The organism is Cupriavidus sp. HY129 (genome assembly GCF_059492215.1).
On record NZ_CP083254.1, the window covers coordinates 1,598,452 to 1,623,425 of the forward strand.

The 24,974-nt window shown below is 61.3% G+C and carries 16 protein-coding genes; 6 read left to right on the forward strand and 10 right to left on the reverse strand.

Annotation, left to right across the window (positions count from 1 at the left end):
- Nucleotides 1-127: 127 nt before the first annotated feature.
- The 3 genes from K6G35_RS07330 to K6G35_RS07340 all read right to left on the reverse strand — a co-directional run bounded on the left by K6G35_RS07330 (nucleotide 128) and on the right by K6G35_RS07340 (nucleotide 4,875).
- Nucleotides 128-577, reverse strand: coding sequence for a hypothetical protein (locus tag K6G35_RS07330; RefSeq protein WP_035882128.1), 450 nt, complete (start codon nucleotides 575-577; stop codon nucleotides 128-130).
- 136 nt (nucleotides 578-713) lie between these two features.
- The gene (locus K6G35_RS07335; protein WP_495676268.1) at nucleotides 714-2,414 is read right to left on the reverse strand and encodes an MBL fold metallo-hydrolase; all 1,701 of its coding nucleotides are present in this window, start codon (nucleotides 2,412-2,414) and stop codon (nucleotides 714-716) included.
- 91 nt (nucleotides 2,415-2,505) lie between these two features.
- Nucleotides 2,506-4,875: a DNA polymerase II gene (locus tag K6G35_RS07340; RefSeq protein WP_495676269.1), complete on the reverse strand. Its 2,370-nt coding sequence runs from the start codon at nucleotides 4,873-4,875 to the stop codon at nucleotides 2,506-2,508.
- 204 nt (nucleotides 4,876-5,079) lie between these two features.
- Between K6G35_RS07340 and K6G35_RS07345 the strand changes: the two genes are divergently transcribed.
- Nucleotides 5,080-6,687, forward strand: coding sequence for a mechanosensitive ion channel family protein (locus K6G35_RS07345; protein ID WP_495676270.1), 1,608 nt, complete (start codon nucleotides 5,080-5,082; stop codon nucleotides 6,685-6,687).
- Between the two features lie 18 nt (nucleotides 6,688-6,705).
- On the opposite strand, the gene K6G35_RS07350 is transcribed toward K6G35_RS07345, so the two are convergent.
- Together K6G35_RS07350 and K6G35_RS07355 are read right to left on the reverse strand one after the other, a co-directional pair.
- Nucleotides 6,706-7,434: an anti-sigma factor gene (locus K6G35_RS07350; RefSeq protein WP_495676271.1), complete on the reverse strand. Its 729-nt coding sequence runs from the start codon at nucleotides 7,432-7,434 to the stop codon at nucleotides 6,706-6,708.
- Nucleotides 7,431-8,030 (reverse strand): RNA polymerase sigma factor, encoded by a 600-nt coding sequence (locus tag K6G35_RS07355; RefSeq protein ID WP_495676272.1) that lies wholly within the window; start codon nucleotides 8,028-8,030, stop codon nucleotides 7,431-7,433. Before K6G35_RS07355 ends, K6G35_RS07350 begins: the two co-directional genes overlap by 4 nt.
- A gap of 151 nt (nucleotides 8,031-8,181) precedes the next feature.
- On the opposite strand from K6G35_RS07355, the gene K6G35_RS07360 reads away from it, so the two are divergent.
- Nucleotides 8,182-8,811 carry a ferritin-like domain-containing protein gene (locus tag K6G35_RS07360; protein ID WP_495676273.1) on the forward strand — a complete coding sequence of 210 codons (630 nt, stop codon included), beginning with the start codon at nucleotides 8,182-8,184 and terminating at the stop codon, nucleotides 8,809-8,811.
- Nucleotides 8,812-8,966: 155 nt separating this feature from the next.
- Here the strand turns inward: K6G35_RS07360 and creD are convergent, their stop codons facing one another.
- The 4 genes from creD to K6G35_RS07380 form a co-directional block, all read right to left on the reverse strand.
- Nucleotides 8,967-10,382, reverse strand: a complete 1,416-nt coding sequence (creD, locus tag K6G35_RS07365; protein ID WP_495676274.1) for a cell envelope integrity protein CreD — start codon at nucleotides 10,380-10,382, stop codon at nucleotides 8,967-8,969.
- Between the two features lie 121 nt (nucleotides 10,383-10,503).
- Complete coding sequence (creC, locus tag K6G35_RS07370; protein ID WP_495676275.1) at nucleotides 10,504-11,949, reverse strand: two-component system sensor histidine kinase CreC; 1,446 nt, start codon at nucleotides 11,947-11,949, stop codon at nucleotides 10,504-10,506.
- A gap of 18 nt (nucleotides 11,950-11,967) precedes the next feature.
- Complete coding sequence (gene creB / locus K6G35_RS07375; protein WP_495676276.1) at nucleotides 11,968-12,666, reverse strand: two-component system response regulator CreB; 699 nt, start codon at nucleotides 12,664-12,666, stop codon at nucleotides 11,968-11,970.
- A 22-nt stretch (nucleotides 12,667-12,688) separates the two neighbouring features.
- Nucleotides 12,689-13,801 (reverse strand): NAD(P)/FAD-dependent oxidoreductase, encoded by a 1,113-nt coding sequence (locus K6G35_RS07380; RefSeq protein ID WP_495676277.1) that lies wholly within the window; start codon nucleotides 13,799-13,801, stop codon nucleotides 12,689-12,691.
- Between the two features lie 332 nt (nucleotides 13,802-14,133).
- On the opposite strand from K6G35_RS07380, the gene K6G35_RS07385 reads away from it, so the two are divergent.
- From K6G35_RS07385 to K6G35_RS07400, 4 genes are all read left to right on the forward strand, one after another.
- Nucleotides 14,134-15,120, forward strand: a complete 987-nt coding sequence (locus K6G35_RS07385) for a glutathione S-transferase family protein (protein WP_495676278.1) — start codon at nucleotides 14,134-14,136, stop codon at nucleotides 15,118-15,120.
- A gap of 1,455 nt (nucleotides 15,121-16,575) precedes the next feature.
- On the forward strand, nucleotides 16,576-18,738 hold the full coding sequence (locus K6G35_RS07390; protein WP_495676279.1) for a M14 family zinc carboxypeptidase: 2,163 nt from the start codon (nucleotides 16,576-16,578) through the stop codon (nucleotides 18,736-18,738).
- A gap of 1,276 nt (nucleotides 18,739-20,014) precedes the next feature.
- Nucleotides 20,015-20,671: a response regulator gene (locus tag K6G35_RS07395; RefSeq protein ID WP_008650776.1), complete on the forward strand. Its 657-nt coding sequence runs from the start codon at nucleotides 20,015-20,017 to the stop codon at nucleotides 20,669-20,671.
- A 462-nt stretch (nucleotides 20,672-21,133) separates the two neighbouring features.
- On the forward strand, nucleotides 21,134-24,631 hold the full coding sequence (locus K6G35_RS07400) for an ATP-binding protein (protein ID WP_495676280.1): 3,498 nt from the start codon (nucleotides 21,134-21,136) through the stop codon (nucleotides 24,629-24,631).
- A 100-nt stretch (nucleotides 24,632-24,731) separates the two neighbouring features.
- Here K6G35_RS07400 and K6G35_RS07405 read toward each other — a convergent pair whose 3' ends face one another.
- A complete protein-coding gene (locus K6G35_RS07405; RefSeq protein WP_186425370.1) occupies nucleotides 24,732-24,968 on the reverse strand; it encodes a hypothetical protein in 237 nt (78 codons plus the stop codon).
- Between the last annotated feature and the right edge of the window lie 6 nt (nucleotides 24,969-24,974).

Sequence of the window (24,974 nt, forward strand, 5' to 3'; positions counted from 1 at the left end):
GGAATCCGCCTGAAATTTTCTGTATGCCGATCTAAGCGCATTTAATATCGGCGAAATATACAGTGCGCCCGGGTCCGGAACCTCCACGGCGGGGCGGCGAGGTTACCGTCCCGCGACCCATCCGAAGTCAGAGGAAACATCCCATCTGGAACTGCGTCGCACGGGCGGCGTTCACCGCCTCACGGTAGCGGTCTGCCCGGCTCCAGTATTCGGTGTTCTCCATGGCCCATTCCGTGCCTCGGATCTGGTAATCGAGAACGCGGCACTGGTTCCAGAACGCATTCATCAGTCGCCAGTCCTGCTCGGCGTCACGTTCGTCCCAAGCCTGGATCTGCTGCGAAATCTGCGCCTGATGTTGCAGGTAGGCCAGCTCCGCCTGTCGCGCCTTGGGGGTGGCGCGGGGGACGGTGACCACGCTGCCGCGCATGGTCCGGGTCGTGTTGGTGTAGCCGGCGGGGCATGAGGGCGTTGCCGTATAGAGCGTGTCCTGGCTGCTTTCACACTTGGTGACGGCAGTCGCGGCGCCCGCGCCTGTAGCGGTCAGCGTCAGCAGCATCACGGCAATGAGTCTGGACATGATGGCGCCTCCGATGCATCTCAATGCCATCAATGTAGGCAGCGCGCCGGCGTACCGCCAAGACCGGCGTGGTATCCAGATATTTCAAGCGATGGCGGCCGTTTTGCGGCGCCGCAGCAAGATGCCTGCCCGGCCGTTACAGCCCGGCCGGCAACAGGTGCCAGTTACCGTCCACCTCGCGTGCCAACCCGTCGGCCTCCAGCTTGCGCAGATGTGCCAGCAGCGAGCGTTGGGCGATCGGATGCTTGCCCGGAGGCACGTCGTCGTAGACGCTGGCCAGCAGCGTGGCGAGATCCGTCGGGGCCAGCGCGCGCAGCGCGTTCATGACCTTGGCTTCACGTTGCTGGCGATGCCGGATCAGCAGGCGGATCGCGTCATGCGGCCGGCCCATCAGAAAGCCATGACCGGGCGCAATCCACTCGATGTCCTCGTCGAGCAGCGCCCGCAGTGACCCCAGGTATGCGCGCATATCGCCATCGGGCGGGTTGATCACGACGGTCGAGCCCTGCATCACGTGGTCGCCCGTGAACAGCGTCTTCTCTTCCTCGAGCAGATAGCAGAGATGGTTCGACGCATGGCCTGGAGTGTGGACGACGCGCAGCGTCGTCTGGGGCCCGAGGGCGATACGGTCGCCGTGACGCGGCATATGGTCGGGCGCGAAGGTCGGGTCCTGCCGGTCGGTCGCGGCCGTGACCAGCCCGATGACCGGCGCGCCCGTGGCGGCCCGCAGTCGCACGGCGCCCGGCGAATGGTCCATATGCGTGTGCGTGGCGAAGATCCATTTGACGGGGCCTGGCGCGGCGGCCATGACGGCGTCGAAGTGGGCGGGATCGTCGGGACCCGGGTCGATCACGGCCCAGGTGTTGTCCGCACCGGCCACGAAGTACGTATTGGTGCCCGGCCCGGTCATGACGCTGCCGTTATTGGCCGTCACGCGCCAGACGCGATCGGACAGTTTTACGGCATGGCCCGGCTCCAGCGCATAGCGGCCGTGCCCGGCGCCATCGGGGTCGATGCGGGAGATTTCCGCATACGGTGCCTCTTCCGGCATCACCGGGCGCTGGCCCTTGGGTCCGCTCGCCAGACGTGGCATGACCAGGGGGATGTTGCGCTGCTGCTGCGCGAAATCGAAGCAAGTCTGTGCGTTCTGGAAATGCGCGATCGACTGCAGGATCCTGCGCGTGGCATTGACCAGCGTGAAATTGCTGGCCGGGTCGATCGCCTCGGCCGGACGCAGCCAGCGGTGCTCCACGGCTTCCACACCATCGTGGAGAGCGGTCTGGCCCGAGGGCAGCATGGCCATGAAGAAGCGCGTGTCGAAGCGCTTGGGCAGTCCGGGTGGCGTGAGCCAGTAGGCGCTGTACGCCAGTCGGTCGACGGCCAGCCGCAACCCAAGCATCTCGCAAACGTGCGCCAGCCCCTTGCCACCGTAGCCGGCCGCCTCGCGCAGTTGGCGACGCACGCTTTCCGCCAGGCTGTCGAGTTGCACCAACTGCCCGCGCGTGTCGTAGGCGAACAGCAGGTTGGCTTCCTCGAACGCTTCTCGCACCGCGCATAGGTAGTAGTCGAGCCCGTTCGCCGCGACACTGAGCCGCGCGCTGGCCGCTGAGTCCTCGAGTCCGCTGCACAGGCTGTGCAACGTGGCGTCCTGCGGGTCGAGCGTGCCGCCGGGAAACACGAAGGCGCCGGCGCTGCGATCGTCGTCGCGCTGCGGGCGGCGCATCATCAGCACCTCCATGCCGCGTGTTCCGTCACGCAGTACGAGCATGCTGGCGGCGGCGCGCATGGCCTTGGAACGTGCAGCCGGGGAGGTGGGATCGGGGAGGGTGGTGGACATGATGGACTGCGCGGGAAGTCTCTGCGGATTCTTGTTCTAGGTCGCCAAGCATACCTCAGCGGGTGTGCCCGGAACCGTGCAACTAGGGAAGTTACTGGGGAAACAGCGTCATTTGCCCGGTGAGCAACGTCTCGAAATCGTCGTCCAGGAACGGCAGGATCGCATCGGCTATCGGCTGCAACTGTCGTGTGACGTAGTGCTCATAGTCGATTGGCGATGCGCGTGTTTCCAGTGGCTCGGGGCCGGCCACCGTCATCACGTAGCTGATCCAGCCGCCGCGCTGGTACTGGCGCGGCCTGCCGTGCAGTACGTTGTACTCGTCGGCGATGCGTGCCGCCCGTACGTGCGGTGGCACGTTGCGCTGGTATTCGTCGAGCTGGCGGCGCAGGCGCTTACGGTAGATCAACTGCTCGTCGAGTTCGCCGGCTAGCGTGCGGCGCACGGTGTCGCGCACATAGTCCCGATAGGGCTCGCGGTTGAAGATCTTCGCGTAGAGCGTCTGCTGGAACTGCTGCGCCAGCGGTGACCAGTCGGTGCGCACGGTTTCCAGGCCCTTGAACACCATCTCGGCCGTGCCGTCGGCGCGCATCACCTGGCCCGCGTAGCGCTTCTTGCTGCCGAGATCGGCGCCACGGATGGTCGGCATCAGGAAGCGCCGGAAATGGGTCTCGAACTGCAGCTCGAGCGCTGACTCCAGGCTGTAGGTCTGCCACAGATGATCTCGCCACCAGTCGTTCACATAGGCCACCAGGCTGCGGCCGATCTGCGCGGCGTCGGCCTCGGACCGCGCGCGACGCAGCCACACGAACGTGGAGTCGGTGTCGCCGTAGATCACCTCGTAGCCCCGGGCCTCGATAAGCGCGCGCGTCTGGCGCATGATCTCGTGGCCGCGCATCGTGATCGACGACGCCAGTCGTGGGTCGAAGAAGCGGCAGCCGCTGGAGCCCAGCACGCCGTAGAACGCATTCATGATGATCTTGAGCGCCTGCGAGAGCGGCTTGTTCTTGTCTCGCTTGGCGGCTTCGCGGCCTTGCCACACGCGCGCGACGACGGCCGGCAAGCAGTGCTTCGTGCGTGAAAACCGCGCGCCCCGGAAGCCGGGCACCGAGTCGGCGTCGTCTGGGTGGGCCAGACCCTCGACCAGCCCGATCGGGTCGATCAGGAACGTGCGGATGATCGACGGATACAGGCTCTTGTAGTCGAGCACGAGCACCGATTCATAGAGTCCGGGGCGGGAGTCCATGACAAAGCCGCCAGGGCTGGCTTCCGGCGCCTTCTCGCCAAGATTCGGCGCGACGTAGCCTTGCCGATGCATCAGCGGCATGTAGAGATGCGTGAAAGCCGCGACCGAACCGCCGCTGCGGTCCGCCGGCAGGCCGGTCACCGTCGCGCGTTCCAGCAGGAAGGAGAGCAGTTCCGTTCTCTCGAAAATGCGTGTGACCAGCTCGCAGTCTCGGAGGTTGTAGCGGGCCAAGGCCGGCTTGTCCTCGGCGAACATCCGGTCGATCGCATCCATGCGGTCGTACGGGTTGTCGATCGCCTTGCCTTCGCCCAGCAGCGTCCGGGCCACGGATTCGAGACTGAACGACGGGAAGTTCCAGGTGGCCGAGCGAAGGGCCTCGATGCCGTCGATGATCAGCCGGCCCGCCGCTGCCGCGAAGTAGTGCTGCTGCTGGTTGTGCTCGCGCCACTCCAGTTCCGCGCCGCCACGACCCAGGCGCAACGGAATCTGGTACTGGCGCGCGTGCTCACGCAGCACACGCAGGTCGAACTGCACCAGATTCCAGCCGATGATGGCGTCGGGATCGTGGCGAGCCAGCCAGTCATTGAGCGCCTCCAGCAGCAGAGGACGGGTTGCGCGGTATTCCAGCGCGAAATCGATATCCGCCGCTGGCTGCGCGGGGGTGGGGCCCAGCATGTAGACCTGCCGCTCACCACAGCCCTCCAGCGCGATGGAATAGAGTTCGCCGAAGGCATTGGTTTCGATGTCGAGCGAGACCAGGCGCAGCTTGGGCCGGTAGTCGGCCGCCGGCTTCATCTGGGCATCGCGCAGCACGCCATCCGCCCCGGGCTGGCCGTCGAACCAGACCGGGGCGGTAATGAACCGCTCCATCAGATAGCGCTCGGGCGGGCGGACGTCGGCCTCGTAGACGCTGACGCCTGCGTCGCGGAGCGCCTTTTCAATCCGCATGAGCTGGCGGTGCTGGTCGCAGTAGATCCCTATCACCGGGCGTCGCTGGAAATCCTGCAAGTTCAGCGGGCGGAACTCGACATCGCGCTCGCCACGCAGCAGCGCCTCGGCCGTCTCGCGTTGCGCGGCCGGTATGAACGCCGTGGATGGCTGCCGGGGCAGGCGCAGTCGACGCGGGCCCTCATCGGTGGCGAGCCAGAACTCGACTTCCGTGCCTGCGGGCGTGTCGCGCCAGTGACGGGTCAGGAGAAAACCCTGCTGTAGTGCCAACTTCGAAACCTTCGGGGGCCTGTATCTGGCGGGAATTCTAGCGGACGGACCGAACTTAAATCACAACACGAATGATTTCACTTGCCTGAGGCGTCAAACGTGGGTGATATCGGCGATTGTGAACGGCTAGGCGGATGCATGGAGATGATGGATTCACTGATACCACGGGGAGCGAAGCGAAGCAGCCGCGGCAGGTCCGCCGCCGTGTCATGGATCGCGCTGCTGTGGTGGCTGACCATGCCTTTCGCCACGTGGGCTGCCGAGGCGCCCACGTCACCTGCGGCGCCGCCCGCCGATCTGGTGCTGATGAACCTGCCGGTGGTGACGCTCCGTGCGGAACTTGGAGGCACGCCCCCCGCGGTGCGGGTCGCCCGCGCGCAGGAACGGTTCGACAAGCTTGACCGGCGCGAGCTTGGCGAACCCGTGACCCAATTGTCGGGCCGACTGGGCAACGTTTCGGGCGTGGCAGTGCAGGTCGGTAACCGCATCCTGTTCTCGGTCGTCGATGGCGATCTGGACCCCGAACAGCCAGGGCAGACCGTGGAGTCCGTGGCTGCCACGGCCGCCGCGCAACTCCAGACTGCGCTCGATGCCCGCCGCGACCAGTTGCACTGGCCCACCATCCTGCGCGGCACAGGCTACTCGCTGGCTGCGCTGCTGCTCCTGCTAGGCCTGTTGTGGTCCATCGCGCGCGGCCGCCGTCGGCTTGATCTGATGCTCCGCCGCGCGCTGGAGTCACGCTTGCGCACGCGGACGTCGGGTCGTTTCGACTGGTCCGGCGCACTGCTGCAGCTTGCCAACAGCATCGCGCAGATCGTCGGCGCGGCGCTGATCGCGCTACTCATCTTCCTGTGGCTCGATTTCGCGCTCGAACAGTTCCCGCTGACCCGACCGCTGGGCCAGCGCATGGGGGCGTTCCTGCTTGGCCTGCTGGGGCATGTCGGCACGTCGATGCTAGACGCCGTCCCGGGGTTGGTGACCGTGGCGGTCATCCTGCTTATCACACGCGCCGTGCACAAGCTGGTGGTCGCGATCTTTATTGCGGTGCAGCGAGGCCAGGTCACGGTGCCCGGCATGCACCCGGAGACCGCCGGCGCAACGCGGCGCATCGCGTCGACCGTGGTCTGGGCGCTGGGGCTGACGTTTGCGTATCCGTACATTCCGGGCTCGCAGAGCGATGTATTCAAGGGCCTGTCGGTACTGTTCGGGTTCATGGTGACGCTGGGATCGGCGAATATCGTCAACCAGATCATGAGCGGCATGGTGCTGGTGTATTCGCGCGCGCTCCGGCGCGGCGACATGGTCGATATCGGCGGCACGATCGGCACCGTGACGTCACTGGATTCGCTGTCGGTCAAGATCGTCAACGTGCGGCGCGAGGAAGTGACGCTGCCGAACGCGGTGGTGGTCGGCAGCGCGATCCACAATTACTCTCGCCGGGGTGGTTCGGAAGCGAATATGGGCGCGCTGGTCTCCACGTCGGTCACCATTGGCTATGACGCGCCTTGGCGCCAGATCCACGGCATGTTGATCCGCGCGGCCGCCACCGTGCCGGGGCTCGGCAACAATCCGCCCCCTTACGTGCTTCAGCGTGGTTTGCAGGACTTCTACGTCGAATACGAACTGTTTTGCTCGATTGACGACCCACGGCGGCGCTTCGAACTCCTATCGATCCTGCACGCGGCGATCCAGGACGAGTTCAATCGCAACGGGGTACAGATCATGTCGCCGCACTACATGGACCAGCCCCCCGCGCCCGTGGTGGTATCGCCAGACAATCAGTACGCGGCGCCAGGCGCGGAGAAGACTTAACCGTAGTCCCTCAGGCCGTCAGCGCGGGGATTTCAGCAAGGCGCCATGGAACACGACTGGCCCGCTTGGTCCATCCGGATTGGTGGATCCGCCGAGTGGCTCGATGCTGACCGCCAGGGTCGGCACGTTGGCGGGCAGCGTGGCCAGCGGCAGGCGAACCTGGCGCGCGCGGCCAATCACGCCCAGCGAGTGAGGCTTGCCATCCACGGGGAGCGCCCAAAGCTGGAGGACTTGCTGGTTTGTCAGCGTCAGGTCGTCGAGCCTGCGAACCACCAGGGCAGGGCCAGTTGGATCCCAACTGACCAGCATGGCCGCCCGGGATTGTTGCGACTGCAGCAAGGCAACCACTGTGGAGGGACTGGGCCGTCGCTCCGGCCCGAGGCCTATGGTGGCAATAACGGCGATCAGCGCGATGACCGTCATCGCCGCCGTGGCGCCACGCCAGAAGCTCGCGGCCTGCCACATGTGACGCCAGCCAGTCGTGCGTGTCGGCTGTGCCTCGGCGGGATCGGCCTTCCAGCCTAGCCGTCGCTCGATGCCGCACCAGACGGCTTCTACGGGAACGGCCCGCGCTTGCAGTTCGGCCACCCCAGCCAGTCGGGCCTGCCAATGGGCAATCGCCAAGCGCACGGCGGGTTCCTGGCGCGCCATTTGCTCCATGCGGCGGCGCGCGCCGCCGCGCAGCACGCCCAATGCGTACTGGGCGGCCATGCGGTCGAGCAGGTCAGGGTGGCGCGCAAGATTCATGGCGTGGCCTCCAGGCAGGCGCGCAGCTTCTCCAGACCACGGCGGATCCACGATTTGATGGTGCCCAGCGGCACGCGCAGCCGCGCGGCCAGTTCGGCATGGCTGAGGTCCAGCAGGTAGGCCAGCACCACCGCCTCGCGCTGCGGGCCGTCCAGGCGCTGCAGGCAACGGTTCAGCGCGCGAGCTTGTTCGCTGGCCTGCGCCAGTTCGGCCGGGCCATCGTGTTCGTCTGCGAGATCGGCTTCCGGGGTGTCTTCCAGGGAAGCGGCCGATGCCAGCCGCGCCGCATGCGCCCGGCGCAGGCAGTCGAGCGCCCGGTTGCGCACAATCGTCGTCATCCACGTCATCGGGGCGGCCACTTGCGGTCGGTAATCGGCGGCGTGGTGCCAGATGCTGACAAAACTCTCCTGCACCACGTCCTCCGCCCAGTCACGCCTGCCAGTGATACGCAGCGCGAGGCCGAACAGTTTCGGCACGACCTGATCGTAAAGCGCGCGAAGTGCCAGCCGATCCCCCAACGCCACCCGGCCGAGCAATACATCAAGCCCCGTGGACGTATCGGGCAACGAAGAAGGAGGTTCCGGCGACAGGGCCACGCGGCACTCCAGGCGGATGGGGTTGGCCGGATTATAGGCAGCGGGGCGTCAGCGGTGCATCCGCCGGGTGGATGGCTGCGTATAAGCCGATAACGCACGGGCAATGTGCTTCGCCCGCTAGCGCTCATCGCCCAAATCAAGGAGGGTTCCCATGAAAACCAAGCCTGACCTGTCTTTGCCGTTCGCCGGCGCCACCTGCGACGCCGGCGACGCCGACCTTGCTCCCGATCTGGTCCGCCGCGGCTGGCTCAAGGCACCGGGTGCATTCGCACTCGGGTCGCTGGCCGTGATGTCGCTTGGCGAGGCCATGCCCGCCTGGGGGCAAACGCATTCCACCAGCACAAAGGACGACATCAATATCCTCAACACGGCACTTGGTCTGGAATACCAGGCGATCGCTGCTTACCAGGTCGGCGCCGAAAGCGGGCTGCTGCAGAAGCCGGTGCTCGACACCGCTGTCAAGTTCCAGACGCACCACAAGGCCCATGCGGATGTGCTGGCCAACACGGTGATGAAGCTGGGCGGCACGCCGGTCAAGACCCGGAAGGCCAGCGAATACAACTTCCCGGCTGCGGATCTGAAAACCCAGGCCGATGTCCTGCGGTTCGCCGCCGGGCTGGAGAAGGGGGCTACTGCTGCCTACCTGGGCGTACTGCCGAGCTTCCATAACCGGGAACTTGCCAAAGCCGCCGGCAGCATCCTTGGCGATGAGGCCATGCACTGGGCGGTTCTGCTGAGCGTGCTGGGCGAGGACCCGGTGCCGGGGGCGTTCGTGGGTTGACGAGGGAGCGGGAGTGAGTGGCCCGACCTGCCACAGGCTGGGCGAGCCATCTCACTTGAAGGGGCGGAGGAACCGTCGCGGGGAATAGCGCGATGCACCTCCTGATTGGGTACAGGCGGCCTGGGCACTACTGAGCCACGCGCCTGTTATTACTTTTATCCTTCGCCCCCGTCTTTCTCCGAGATGGATTGCATATCCCCGTTATACCAATCCACGCGACGTGTCACCGTCATAATGCTGGCCAGCACCAGGAAGAGCAGGGTCGAACCCAGCAATAGCGCGTTGTCCTCGGAAACCAGAATGCCGTACAGCGCGCCATACAGCGCCGCAATCAATGCCGCGAAACTCGCGCCTCGGCGCCAGCTGTGAAGGACGAACGTCAGGTAAAAGGCGAGCAGTCCGATGCAGGCGGCACTCGCGGCCAGATAGGCCAGCAGGAATGTCACGTGCTCGGAAAGGCTGACGAGCATGAGGAAGAACAGGGTCAGCGCCAGTCCAACGAGCAGGTACTGAATCGGATGAATCCGCAGTCCCTTGATCTGCTCGAATACATAGAAGCCGGCGAAGGTCAGTAGCACGAACAACAGCCCATACTTGATGGCACGCTCGACGCGTACATAGCCGTTGACCGGATCGATCAGCGTGACGGAGATGGACTCCGCCGCGTTCGCCGGGGCCGTCACGGCTGGTTGCGTACGCTCGCCATTCTCCATGGACAGAATGCGTTCTCGTACGTGGGTGTTAAGCGCGTTGACCGACCATTCGGCGCGAAAGCCACTGGCGTCCACCGTGCGCTGGCGTGGCAGGAAGTCGCCATCGAAACTGGGGTGCGGCCATGCGGATCGCATACTGAACGTATTCATGTCCGCTACCGGCGCGAACGCGATGGAACGGCTTCCAAGCAAGGAAAGCGTGAGCGAGAACGGCACGACGCGCGCGTCGGCGGGCTTGCCGGCCGCACCGCGGAGGTCGAGGTCCGCATGGAGCCCCTGGCCCAACCCATTGAGTTGCGCGCCTTGCTCCATTTCCAGCGACTTTCCGGCGAGTTGCATGACCGGCGCCGCAGCAAGGCCACGCATGTCGGACACGCCCAGTGCCACGAACGGCTCGCCCAGTTCGAAGCGGACATGCCCGGCGGATTTCTCGAATGCAGTGGCCGCCTTCAGGTCAGGCAAGGCGAAGGTGCCCGTCCACTGGCTCGCCGCCTCATAAACAATCGCCTTGTGGATGCCTCGGTACCGTTCGCTGGGCTTGATCTCGGTTTGAACCTGGAGGGACTTCGGGAAGACCAGCAGTTGTCGCGTGACCTCCCGGTACTGCGTCTGTGTCTTGCGGCCCTTGGCATCCTTTGCTTCGGATTCCACGAGGACTTCCTTGTAAGGCAGGACGATGATCGGGCCATTCAAGGTTTGCGGGCCGGCATAACTACGCCAGATGCTTTGCTCGGCGGACTCCTGGAGCTGGCTGCGCTCCTCCACTAGATTGAAGACCATCTGCAGGGCGGCCCACAGCACCAGGATCAGGCCCGCCGCGACCAGAATCTTGTAGGGATACGAGCGAAAGTTTTTCATGACTGTCTTGCGAGTGAAGATGCAGCAAGACTAGCGATCGCGGGTGAGGAGGGCGTGTGGTTGGCGTGAAGCCGTTGTGAAGGCTGCGCTCCGTCTTTCGCGTTACGTCATGTGTTGCGCGTCATGCGGAGATGGGCAGGACCATCACGGCGCTGGCGCCACCGCCCTCTCTGTTGGTAACGGTAGCGCTGCCATGGTGCAGCAGGGCTACTTCGCGAACCAGACATAGGCCAAGCCCGGTGCTGCGCTCGCCGCCACCGGGGCGGGGCAGGGAATAGAAGCGCTCGAACAGCCGCGAAAGCGCGTACTCGGGGATGCCGGGCCCTCGGTCCTCGATCCTGAGCGTGATCCGATCCTGATGGGGTCCGGGCTCCAGCACCACGTCGACGTCGGTCCCCGACGGCGCGAAATCCAGGGCATTCTCGATCAGGTTGACGATTGCCTGCCGCAGCAGGAACACGTCGCCGGAGACGTCGAAGGATTGTCCCTGCGCCGGTGGCTGCCAATGCAGGCTTACGCCGCGTTGGCGCGCCCGTGGCTCCAGTGACGCAAGAATATGCTCGATCTCCTGCGCCAGCCGCACGGGTTCGCGCTTCTCCAGACGCTGGCGTTGTTCGACTTCGGCGAGTGCCAGAAGCTTGCGGATCAACAAATCGAGCCGCTGCGCCTGACTGCGGATATTGCCGAGAAAGCGTTGGCGGTCTGCCGTCGGCATGTCCTCCTGAAGCAGTTCCGCCGCGCCGCCGATGGCCGCGAGCGGGCTCTTCATTTCGTGCGTCAGCGTGTGGATATAGTGCTCAACGTACTGCTTGTCTTCCAGTCGCACGCGCATGGTTTCCACCGCTCGGCCGAGTTCCGCGAGTTCGCTGGCGCCGCGCAAGGGCATCTCGGCGCGCTCGCCGGCCGCGACGGCCCGAGCATAGCGCTGCAGCTTGCGCAGCCCATACACGAGCCAGAGCGTGCACACCAGTCCAATCACCGCAGCGCCGCCGATCAGCAACAGCCCGTACATCAGGATAGTGCGCTGACTGCGCGCGATGAACGGTGCCACGGTCTGGTTCGGCTTGGCCACGGTCAGCACGCCGATGATTCGTTCGCCATCGCGGATCGGGGCCGCCACATACATGACCGTGCTGCTGTCATCGTTGGGGTCGGAGGGCGTGCTGCGAGCGCCATACTTGCCCTGCAGGGTCAGGTAGACATCGTTCCACCGGGAGTAGTCTTGCCCGACCGCCGCGCCGGACGAGTCGAAGCGGACGATGCCACGATCATCGGTGATGTAGATGCGGTAACCGACGGCACCCTTGTGCATCCCCCACACGCTGGCTTCGACGGGCTGCTCATGCAGCCGCGCCAGACGATTCGCGAAATTGCCGTCGGCGAGATGACCGCTCTTGAAATCGTCGGTGGCCAACACGGCGAGGACGTTGGCGGTGTCCACGAGGGTATCCTCCATGGCCTGACGCACGCCAGGTTTCACTTCCTGGACAAACACGCGCAAGGTCAGGAACGCTGCCAGCCCGACGATAAGGAAGAAGCCAAAGAAGATGCGCAGGCCGATATGCATGGAATGCCCTTATCTTCCTTATCGTGATTCGAGTGAATAGCCCATGCCGCGATGGGTCCGGATCGGGTCGCCAGCGGGGTCGATCTCGCGGAGCTTGGCTCGGAGCGTCTTGACGTGCGTGTCGACGGTACGATCGACCGTATCGAGCGAATCGTGCCAGACCAGATCCATGAGCTGTGAGCGGGCGAAGATACGCGCCGGGTGTTGCACCAGAAGCGCCAGCAGGCGGTATTCGTAGCGGGTGAGGTCCAGCCATCGGCCACGATAGGCCAGGCGGGCGCCGTCGGTGTCATGGACGAAATCGGCGTCCTCCCGGGCCATTGGCGATGGTTGGGGTGAGTCGCTGGCGCCCTTGGCGCGACGGAGAATCACGCGCACGCGAGCGGCAAGCTCACGTGGCGAGAATGGCTTTACCACGTAGTCATCCGCGCCAATTTCGAGCCCGACGATGCGATCGATCTCCTCGTGCCGGGCCGTCAGGAAGATGACGGGAACGTCCGAAAACGTCCGCATCGAGCGGCAGACCTCGAAGCCGCTGATATCGGGCAGCCCAACGTCGAGGATAACGAGATCGGGGCGTCGTGATCGCACGCGATCCAATGCTTCACTCCCCAGCGTGCAAGTCTCGACCTGCATACCTTCCGTGCGTAGGGCGTACAGAATCGTGTCCGCAATGGCTGATTCATCTTCCACCACAAGTACGGCTGGCTGTTTCATCACACAAGTCTCGCTATCAGGTTCAAATCTTTGCCGCGACGCCGCGTTTATGGAAATAGATGCGTTCCGCGGCCCATCGCAAAGGCGCCGAATGCAACAGGACATCGAACGCCCAATCCGACTGGAAATGGTCGAACGCCCAACGTAGCACCCGCTTGGTCCGAAAACGCGGCGCGCTCTGTTCGGCCACTTGCTCTGGCGTTGCGGCGCCGGTCTGAAGGTGCGCCGCGATGGCCCGCCCGACGGCTTCGCCATGCCGCCACGCCGCGTGAATGCCGCCGGCCGTCACCGGCGACACGATACCAGCCGCATCGCCCGTCAGCAGTACGCCATCCCGGGCCAACGGGTATACCGGCCCGCCACAGGGTATCAGGCCGGCACGGGTAGTGGTCGGCGCCGCGTCCTCCGGCACACCGAGCAGGTGCCGGACACGCCGAAGAAAACCGTCGATATCCGGCGCCGCCCGACGCCGTGGCGCATGGCGCAGCGCCAGGCCAGCTTGCACACCGGTGGGATTTTGGGCCACCCAACCGATATACCCAGGCGCGAAGTGCTTGCTGGCGAAGCAATGCAGGGCATCTGGATCGGAGAGTTGCAGGCCGGCAAACTCGTATTCGACGCCGTAGAGAAAGGCGTGACCTTGCCCGAGTCCGGCGATCTGGGCCACCCTTGACCTCGCGCCGTCGGCACCTACCAGGTACCGCGTGCGGCCGACGCCCGGCACGGACCATCCGGCACCGGATCGTGCCGCTTGACTGAAAGAGGTGTCGAGACGCAGGTCGACCCCGTGATCCACCAGTTCCGAGGCCAGCCAGCGCATCAGATTCGGTGTATCGGTGGTGAGAAAGTAGTAGCCGGGCGCCGCCAACGCGAGGCTGCGCAACGCCGGCGAATAGAGGCGAACCTTCTCGATGCGTCGCACGCAATCGGCAGGAGCGCGGCCGAGCCATGTCTGCTCGACCGCCTCCTTGACCAGGATGCCAGTGGTGTGAAGCTTGCTCCCGGGGTCGGTCTTCCGCTCGAGCACCACCACGCGCAATCCCGCACGTGCCGCAGCCAGCGCGCAGGCGGCGCCTGCAAAGCTTGCGCCGACGACTACCACGTCATGGTCAAAATCCTGGGTTCGCGTCGCCATCTCGGTTCCTTCTTGGTGATTGGATGGCAGGGAGTATTTAGCGCGTGGGTGAAGGCAGGATGAGGTGAAGGTGAAGGGGGGAGGGTGCCGGGCACTTGGCACGCATTTGTAAGAGCGATTCGGTCAATGAGGCTTGGCAGGCCGATATCTGACTCTGTCGCGTTCAAATGAAGTAGTTGGGGCGGCTGGCCGGCCTCGTCCCGCACCCAGATGACTGCAGCCCTGATCGGCATACGCAAGACATGGCAGGTCGTCATGTGGAGCACAATGCAATCTCAACGCGATGCGTCAGGCAAAGCAAGGTGCGGCGGTAAAACGGCAAGGGGCGATCAATGGGACTCCTGGTGAATGGTGAATGGCAAGACAGGTGGTATGACACTACCTCCACCGGTGGGCGTTTCGTGCGTAAGGATGCGGCTTTCCGCAACTGGGTCACATGCGATGGCGCGGCCGGGCCCACTGGTATAGGTGGATTCCGCGCCGAGCCGGGCCGCTACCACCTCTATGTCAGTCTGGCTTGCCCTTGGGCACATCGGACACTGATCATGCGCCAACTCAAGGGGCTGGAGGACATAATCAGTCTTTCGGTCGTGCACTGGCTGATGCGCGAGGAGGGCTGGACCTTTGCCGACGGCCCCGGGGTGATACCAGACTCCGTCAGTGGCGCGCGCGTGCTGCATCAGGTCTACACATTGGCCAGCCCGCAGTACACCGGCCGGGTGACCGTGCCTGTGCTGTGGGACAGGCAGCAGGCCACGATTGTCAGCAATGAATCATCGGAGATCATCCGTATGATGAACAGCGCATTCGACGGGCTTGGGGCGAGGCAAGGGGATTACTACCCGCTTGATCTGCGCGCGCAGATCGATGCCGTCAACGCGCGGATCTACGACACCGTCAACAACGGTGTGTACAAGGCAGGTTTCGCCACCTCTCAGGCGGCCTACGAGGAAAGCGTGCGGTCGTTGTTCGATACGCTGGACTGGCTGGAGGCACATCTTTCCCAGCAGCGCTGGTTGGTCGGAAACCGCTTTACCGAAGCCGATATCCGGCTCTTCACCACACTGATCCGTTTCGACGCCGTGTACGTAGGGCACTTCAAGTGCAACCTGCGCCGAATCGTCGACTATCCGGCCTTGTCAGCCTATTTGCGGGATTTCTACCAACGGCCAGGCATTGCGGACACGGTCGATTTTCTGCACATCAAGGGCCACTACTATGAGAGCCATCGGATGCTGAACCCCACGGGGATCGTGCCGATGGGTCCAATGCTTGATTTGTCCTCGCCGCATGGGCGAGAGCGGTTGGGGCAGGACTGACCGTTTGCTTTTGGCCGGCGCTTGTTCGGGCATACGGCAGTGTGCGCGGGAACTTTGCGCATGCGCAAGCTCATTTCTGATGGCTCAGATTCGACGACCGACATTGGTAAGGGGGGGCGGCATGCTGGTCTCCCGCAATTGGTTTTCTGTGAGTTTCGTTTATCGTGTTGCTATTGCGATAAGAAAACTTATCGCAATGATGTCGCTAAGCGACAAACCAAAAGCCGACAAAGCTGGCGCAGGATCTGGGCGCCTCTCAGCCAATCGGTGTTGGTTCTTCGGCAGAAAGAGTGGTCTCCTACACGCCTGCGGAAACGCCGAAGTCGTATGGCCGCCCTTGGCCGGTACCCTTTTCCTTGCCGCCTGTGATAGTGGCGGTGGCGATCCTGGTAGCTACGTTGTTACAACGGACTCCTGTCTCCCGCCATGTCCGTCCAGCAGAGCACAATGGATGACCGTTGGCGTTGCGTACGGTATTCGAAGCAACTCATTAGATTCTTGTAACTCCGGTGTTACGGGTGACGAAGATGGGCTGGTTGCTCGCGCAGATGTACGAGGCGGTACTGGTGGGGGCGCCGGGGAGAGTTGCAGCGGGCCATGCTGCTGCAGGTGCTCTACAGCATTCGCTCTGAGCGCTAACTCATGGAGCAGATGCAGCAAAGCGGAGTAAGTCGATGCAGCGACGTCCGGTTTCCGGACTGTGAAATGCAGTACTCCCAGTCCTCATTGCCAACGCGATGAGGACCTTGGCAGCCATGTCAAGGAAGGTTTGCGCAACGCGAACTCACACAGATTTTGGGCGCATGGCGCCGGCCTGATCGTGCCCTACGCCTATTTTGCGATTGAGAGCTGTTCCCCTCCGCGTGTAACCGCATTTTTTCCATATAGCTGATATCGCGACGCTACGCGCCGGATCTCGTGGGGCTGCAATGCAACGCAATCTTGCTATCCACAAGTGAGCTGCCGAGACTGCCACGATGTGAATCGCGCCACTTTGACATCCAGGGGCGGAGTGGCCTGCTTCCGACGACTGGGCGAGGGCGCACGCCACTAGCAATAGCCGCTCCGCCCGCCTGGCTTAGGCTCGCCGCTTTTTATAGCGACAGAACCCGCTCAACTAAGCCATATCTACTGAGATTATTAGAAATTTAGGCAATGGCCTATAGAAGAAAATAGTAGATTGGCTACGATCACTCCATTCGAAACATTGTCATCTATTCGATGTGACATTTGTTTTTATAGCCAAACCACATATTCGGCGGATAATTTTATCGCCGGTTATCGATTGAAGAAGCGAGGTTTTTTACGATAGCCAGAGAGTCTTTAGTTGATATGAATTTTAGGAGTTGATGCAAATGAAACAGTAAATAGATTCACATCAATGGCGATATACGCTGGCAATCAACCATGATGTCACGGCGCTATGTTTGTCATCACAAATAATGAGGAGACGCTATGAAACCCTTTACCGGGCCGCATCTCGCGGCACTTACCCTCGCCATTGCCCTTGTCGGCGGCCTATCCGGCGTAGCGCACGCAGACACGACACACGACCTGTACTCGATCATGATTCCGTACGCTTCGGATGAGGATATTCGCAAGGTCAGTGATCTGTTCGATCATTTCCGGCTCGATGCGGATCAGCGCGTCATCTTCGCTGAAGTCGATGGTGACATGGTGGAGCAACTGAAACAGGCGGGCTTGGTTGTTCAGGTCGATGAAGGCGAGACCGCTCGCATTCGCGAATTCATGGCGAGTCGCTACAAGGCTGCGGAGGCCGCCGCATCCAATACGCAGAAGTCGTTTGACACGCTGACTCCATCGAGCATCACCAACGGCAAGCACGCTTGTTATCGCACCGTGGAGCAATCCTTCGCCACAGGGGAAGCTCTCGCAAGAACGTACCCAAATCTTGTTCAGTTCAAGAGCGTGGGCAAGACCTGGGTGCAGCAACAAACGATGTCGTTCCGCAACCTGCTTGTGAAGTACCTGCCAGCCGCGGTGTTGCGGGAATATAATCTGGATGCGTTTCCCGGCGAGGCAGGCAATGACCTGAAAGTCCTTGTCGTCGGCAACCTCGCAAAGCAGAACGACAAGACGCCGCGCATGGCGGCCACCGGCTCGATCCACGCGCGCGAGTATCAGCCGGCGGAATTGCTGCTGCGTTATGCCGAATGGCTACTCGCCAACTACGGCAAGGATCCGCAAGCCACCTGGCTGGTGGACAACAACCAGTTCCATTTCATCCTGCATGCGAATCCCGCCGGGCGCAAGATGGCGGAGCAGGCTGCGCCAAGCTCTGGGGCCGGCTGGCGCAAGAACGTGAACTTCGACACGGCATTTTGTGCCGCGCATGCGCAAAGCTCCGGTGTCGATCTGAACCGCAACTTTCCGTTCGGCTGGTCGGCCAAAGGCTCCGGGGGCTCGGACGGAAGAGCATGCGGTGAGACGTTCCGCGGCGCCGCTGCCGCATCGGAGCCAGAAACGCAGGCCATCATCAAGTACATCGCTGGCGAGTTGAAGAATGGCCGCTATCTCGGCGGCGTGCTACCCGATGCGCGCCCGGTAAAAGACTGGAGTGCGCCAGCGCCGGATGATTATTCCGGCCTGTACTTCGACCTACATAGCTTCAGCCGCGCAATTCTGTGGCCGTGGGGCATCACTCGGCCGGAAAACAACAACACCACACACACGCCGAACAACAAAAGCATGGCAGTACTGGCACAGCGCCTGGCGTGGTACAACACATATTCCCCGCAGCAAGTGCTGAGTTACAACGTGGAGGGCACGACTACTGACACCTTCTATGGTCTGCTCGGCGCGCCGTCGTACACCATCGAGCTTGGCACCTCGTTTTATGAACCGTGCGACAAGTTCGAGAAAACCACCTATCCCCAAAACTTCAATGCGATGCTATATGCCTCGCGGATCCTGAAGGCGCCATACAAGCTACCGTTCGGTCCAGACACGGCGGACGTCAAGGTGGGCGCAGCCTCTGTTGAACAAGGAATGAAGGTCAAAATCACTGCGCTTATCGACGACAGCCGTTACAAGTACAGCAAGGCGGGACAGAGTCATGTCGCGCCGCCACCGCTGCCGTATGAACTGAACATAAAGGCGGCACACGCCTTCGTCGACAAGCTGCCATGGGATGTTGGTGCGCAACCGATTACGCTGACTGCAACGTCAGGCGCGTTCGATACGACGCGAACCTTGTCGGTAGCAGGCGAGATCGACACGAGCAAACTCGCGCCGGGACGCCATCTAATATATGTTCGCGGCGTCAATGCAGGTAGCATCACTCAGAACGGTGCGACGGAAGCCGTCAGCTACGAAGGGCCGCCTTCGGCCGTATTCATTGATGTAACAGCAAAACCGTCGGTCAACGGTGGTAGTAGCGGTGGTAGTGGTAGTAGTAGTGGTGCGGGCAGTGGTGGTGGTGGTGCGGTGGATCCTGGCATTGCAGCGTTGTTCGCATTGCTCGGTCTGCTGGGCCTGGGCGGGCGCACGAACAGGCGGGAAAAGGAATGTCGTGTCCGCCGTCAACTAGAATCCGTCCAACGCATGAAGCGACGCTTCGCATCTTCATCTAATGACGACCGACTTCCGCCAGCGTAACAGAGACTAAACGGCGGCTGAAACACTCGCGACGCAAGAGACGAGCCTTCCCCGTGCGGCTGGGGCCTTTTCAAATTCCGGTCGCTGAGCACGTCACTGCATTACTCTTCTTGCGTCTTGGCATCCGATTCCAGCTTCATTTACCGCCACTACAGCAACTGCTGACGGATTCATCCCGGCGTGCAGCATGGGCAGGGATGGTTGTTCGCGAAATCAATGAAAGCGAGAGCTTTTAGATACTACTCGATGCCCAATGCGTCACTGACAATTTCATAGGATTTTTTCAATATTGAAGTTGTGAGGCGCTAAGGAAACTGAGGAGGCTGGCTGGTTCAGGTAATTCGTGACTCGGAGGCGGAGTTCTTAGGCCACCAGTATAAATTTTCAGGGACTTGGGGGAGCGTTGAGATCCCGTGGCGGCTGCGTCATCGGGGAGGACTATCCTGGAGCATATGCCGATGACCGAGATCAGGACCGTTGAAATGGATAAAGGCGAGCTTTGAAGGATGCAGCCGGAATGTCTTCAGGCTCTCTTCGGATTTGTTCGTGCTGTTGGATAGGCCATCGCCTGCATCGATTGATTAGGCGATGGCCTATCGACAAATAATTAATTGGCTTGGAACATTCACAATAGCGCGCTGCTGGTGATTCAGTGCGAAAAGTGCCTAATAGGGCTCATTATGGGGTCGTGCTGACGAGTGCGTTTGGTTGAGTGGTTCAGTCCAGGGCTGGCCTTTTCATCTTGTTCGCCATTTGCGGTGGCTCCGCGCATTAACGACTGAGGACCTGCGAACGTGGACTTGTGCAGACCCTCCATAAACCAAAGGGGCCAGATGGCGCCAGCGCACTGCGCTTCGCTGCTTCAGTTCTACCCTCGTTTATCCGGATTGACGAACTTTCTTTGTGTGATTAGGCTAACCGCCCACGCGTAAGTTGGCTGCGCCGGATTCTGCACACTTCCGTATGCAATGTATTAGGTTCTTATGTCGATGGTCCCGACATAATGACGCACGGGTCGCGCTGCTTCACCCTGAAGGGATGATTTTCAGAAATAAAAGATAGATTATAAAATAATCCAAGGCCTATTGATTCATCCTTTTTCATGCCCGAACATCGTTTGCGTTGTCGAATCAATTCTCGATGTTTCATCGTCGCAATCGAATCCACGTGGCACTATCATGCAGCTCACACACGCTGAATCAGACATCAGCCAGGGCCGTTTGGGTTCACTCCCCAATAGCGCCTTCGAGGCTTCGACAGATCATCCAGGGACGCCATGATCCGTGCAGTAGGATCGGATTTCGCGCCCTCAAAAAATTGTAGAATCGTCATCGCAGACGATCATCCCATCGTACTCATTGCATTGAGCCATTTCCTTAATTCACACGGGTTTACCGTTGATGCGATGGTGTCGACGGCAGACGAAACTTGCGCCGCCATTCTCAACCCAGATGTGCAGTTGGTCATTACAGACTACGTCTTCGGACATCCCGGAGATGGTTTGCATCTCGTTGACCGCTTGCGGCGTCTACGAAGCGATATCGGCATCCTTGTTTATTCGATGGTGACGTCGGCTCCTGTCATCAATGACATTCTCTTGGCCGGCGCCAATGCCTTCGTCCCCAAGACAGAAGGGACCGAGACGTTGTTGCGCGCCTGCCAAAATGTCCTTAAGCGTACCGCGGCCCAAGGCGTCAATTTTTCCCCCCTAACTGCCACGCAGGATGGCGGAGCATTCGAACTCCTAAGCGTGCGCGAGCGTGAAGTGATGCGGCTCATTGCCCAGGGAATGAGTGTGAGAGAGATTGGCAAGCACCTACGTCGTAGCCCGAAGACAGTGAGTGTTCAGAAATGTTCGGCCATGGCCAAACTCGGCTTGCGCAATGACCTTGCCCTTTCTCATTATCTGGCGCGGCGTGGCTGGCTAGAGTGATGCGCTAACTAGCGCCATCGTGACATCTTTACGGAACGACGAGACGTGTACAGGCGTGGCGAGACGCCAATGGATTATCACGCCTGCGCAACTATGAAAATCCCCAGCAGATTCACGCTTGAGGTCTGCAAGACCGCTGTACGAGTAGGGCAACAGTTTCCCGAAACATCCTCATTGCTGCGAGAGGCTTTGATCTGCACCCCAATATCTGTGCCTAGACGAGCGGGGCGGTGGCTCAGACAGCTTCGCCTGCGGGCGTGGGCGCAATTGCTCCTGCCAGTACTGGCTTTGCATGGCACGCCGACCGAATCCGCGTCAGTCACGACCGCGTCGGTAATGCCGTCAGACATGCGGCGTCCAGTAGCGGAGACAGTCTCGGCGCCGACCACCTCCACTACGACACCACACCCAGGGGAACTCGTTCTGACTTCCGATGAGCGAGAGTACCTGCAGTCTCTGCCTGTGCTGAAGGTAGCATTCCATAGCGGATCGTCGCCGTGCGGCTATCTAAAGGCGAACAAGCGGCTCAACGACATGGTGGCCGGCTATCTGTCCTATCTGAATCGCACGCTTGGCGTGCGGTTCCAGAACGAGGCTACCGCATCCTTTTCTCATGCCTTGGAGACTGTTCGGGAAGGTGAGGCGGATCTCATTGCTGTTGCAGTAGGCGAAAATGCAATGCAGACAGGATTGCTTGCCACTCAACCCTACGCGACATTTCCGCTGGTCATCGCGGGGCGTCTATCGGCCGCGGGTATTGATGGCGCCGGAGACCTCCGAGGTAAGCGTGTGACAATCAACGAGGGAAGCGGTATTGCGGGCTTGCTCCAGGAGGCAGTGCCAGGTCTGCGCTTGTCGACCGTAAGTTCGGTGCATGCAGGGATGAAAGCCGTTGCTGATGGGAAAGCCGACGCTTACGTGGCCGATCTGGTCACCGTTGAAGTGGAGTTAGAACGTCATTTCGCAGGTGCTTTGCGCATCATCGGCTCCAGCAGGCGAGGGGTGGAGATGGGCTTTGCCGTCTCCCCTGCGCTCGGTTCGAGACTGGTGCCGCTTATTAACCGCGCCATAGATCATATGCCGGAAGACGAACGGCTGGCGATCGTGAACCGTTACTTTGCGGCCGGCTACCCACTGGAGCCATCATGGCAGCAGATACTCAAGCGCATTGCTCCATACCTGGTTGCCGTGGTCGTCTTTGTCGGTGTCCTGTTGCGCTGGCAGTATCAACTGCGGCGCGAGGCAAGCGCGAGGCGACTTGCCCAGCAGCGGCTTCAAGCGCAGCTGGCTTTCCAGCGTACGCTGATGGACGCCTTACCCATCCCCATTGCTGTCAAGGATGGGAAGGGGTACTACGTCGAAGTCAATGCTGTCTATCAGGCTATCGCCGGGATGACACGGGAGCAGATGATCGGTGCGTTGCCCAGCGACTTACAGAGGTTGGAATCGGCACGCGTGTCCGAAGCGCTGGAAGCTGGCTCGCAGCGAGCGCTGGAAACTAGGCAATTGCAGCAGTTTGCCGTGGATTTCCAAGATTGTGATGGGATGCGGCGCCATTTTCTGTGTTGGACGAAACCTATCATCGGTGCTGGTGAGGACATCGCCGGCATCATCTCAGCGGCCGTCGACGTCACGGATATTCGCAACGCGGAGTCTAAAGCCCGAGCCGCCGAAGCCATGCTGGTCGACGTGACTCGTCATTTGCCTGCCACGGTGTTCCAGATGCGCGAACGCGATGGCGTTTGCGCGTACACATGGGTAAGCGGCAACACTCAGCAGTTGCTGGATCGCTCCGCCGATTCGCTGGTCGGTGATAGCGACCTGATGCTGGATATCGTCAATCCGGAGGACCTCCGCAAGGCATTGGCCGCGGCAGCCAATGCCAAGGCGAAGGTTCAACTCATGACACAGGATTTGCGTTTTCTCGTCCGTGGCCAGACACGCTGGATTCGGGTCCAGGCGATGCCGCAGCTAGAGGCCGATGGCAGCGTCCTGTGGCATGGCTACTATGCTGACCGTACGGAAGACCGCGAACAATCCGAAGTGCTGGCAAAAGCGAAGAACGCGGCGGAGGCAGCATCCATCGCCAAGGACCGCTTCCTGGCGATGATGAGCCATGAGATCCGCACGCCGATGAACGGCATTCTTGGATTGCTTGACCTGTTGCAGAATATGTCGCTGACGCTAGAGCAGCAGCGTATGCTGGCACTGGCAGGCGAATCCGGGCACGCACTCGCGCAGATCCTCGACGATATTCTGGACTACGCCAAACTGGAAGCCGACCGGATGATCATCCTGCATACGCCGGTGGACCTTCGGAATCTGTTCGATGGCGTGCTGAGCCTGCTTCTACCCCAAGCCGCCCAGAAGAACTTGAGCTTGAGACAAATAGTGGGTGCAGAGTTACCTGCCATCGTTCAGGCTGACAGTATCCGCCTGCGCCAGATCCTGTTCAATCTGCTGGGCAATGCCGTCAAGTTCACTGAGCGGGGTCGCGTTACGTTGCGCGTAACCGTGGAGCCTGCAAGCGGTGGACCACCGAATGTGGTCGTGGAAGTGGAGGACAGCGGTATTGGCATTGCCAAGGAGGATCTCAGCCGACTGTACGAACCATTCGTTCAGAGCAAGGAGAGTGCCACGCGAAGGATTGGTGGCACTGGACTCGGCCTGTCAATCGTCCGAAGACTGGTTGACCTGATGGACGGCGAGGTTACGCTTGAGAGCGAGAAAGGCGTCGGTACAACTGTGGTGCTGCGGATACCCTGCGAGGTCGTCTCCAAGGACTTTGACATCCCGCACCTAAAAGGTCGACCGCTATCGGTTTTGGTCAGAGATGCTGAAATGCGAGAGGCACTGATAGCGCTCGGTGCCGCCGCCGGGATGCTGCACATCGATGCAGGTGACGTACTTCCCAGGGATGGGGTGCTGCTCACCGATTACTGTGGACCAGAAAAACCAGACAACAGGATCACGATCTATTTGACCGACGAATTTCTCCCGCTGGGTTATCGTCAGGATGAACGTGGTGTATTGCTTGGCACCAATCCATTACGCTGGACAGCATTTCTCGGGGCACTGGAAGCGGTGCTCGGGCATGTCCCGTCGGCCAGCCAGTATTCCACGCCCGCAGTTGGCGGGCCCAGGGTCTTGCTTGTCGAGGATCATCCCATTAATCGGGAGGTTATACAGCGGCAGTTGAGTCTGCTTGGCTATCGCTGCACAACATGCGCCAATGGACAGGAAGCGCTGACCGCAGTCCATGCAGACACCTACGATCTGGTGCTGACCGATTGCCATATGCCGGTCATGGATGGATTCGAACTGACGCGATCGATTCGCGCGAGCGAGCGACTTCCTGTACGCGGAATTCCCGTAGTTGGCGTGACCGCCACGATCGATCAAGAGGAGCATCTCCATTGCATCAACGTTGGTATGAACGGGTTCCTGCTAAAGCCGGCGACTCCGGCATCGTTACATCATGCGATCGAGGCAGCGTTGCAAGGAAAGCCTCTAGGTCTAGCCCCCGCAGCTGGAGCGCAGGATCCCGTAGTGATCTCCGGTCATGAAGCACCCGGATCAGACGGCTTTCGTCCTGAGCGAATCAACGCCGCTGAGTTGAGTTCGCACCTAGGCGACATACTGGCAAGACAGGAAGCACGGCAGATCTTTCAGCAGGCTCTCAAGGAAGATCGTGAGGCACTTCGCAAGCATCTGGCGGAGCTTTCACCCACAGGCCTGCACCTCTGGTGTCATCGGGCCGCTTCAGCCCTGACGATGCTGAATCAACCTTACCTGGTCCAGCTTGTTCGTCGACTGGATGTTCTGTACGAAGCGGCGCCGCGCTCGGAAGTGCAGCAGGTTGGTGCGTCACTGCTGGATATGTATGATTTTCTGCTCGACTTGCTGAACTCGGCTAGGGATCCGTGTCAACCTGGTCTGCCGTCTTCTGGGCGGCAATGAACTAGTCGTTGATCTGGTTGAATGTACCGGTCTCTCAGTAGGTTGCGGGAGACCGCCCAGCCGGAGGGGCTCCAGATGGGAGAGCACCTGGCATTGCGTCTCAGCCTCGGGCCAGCCAGCGCCACGCCTCAGCCGTCTCGCGCGCCACGTCAACGACCAACTGCTGACGGACTGTCGCCGCGCCGCCTTTTGGCAGCGTTTTCACTTCGTGTGCATCGGTGCCCTCAGCATCGTGGTCGACCACGATTACGATCACGGGGTCATCGCTTTCGAAATGCCGCACACGGCCACCGTCCAAATGGACCACGATAGTCGGCATGGATTGCAAGCTTTTCATAGTCGA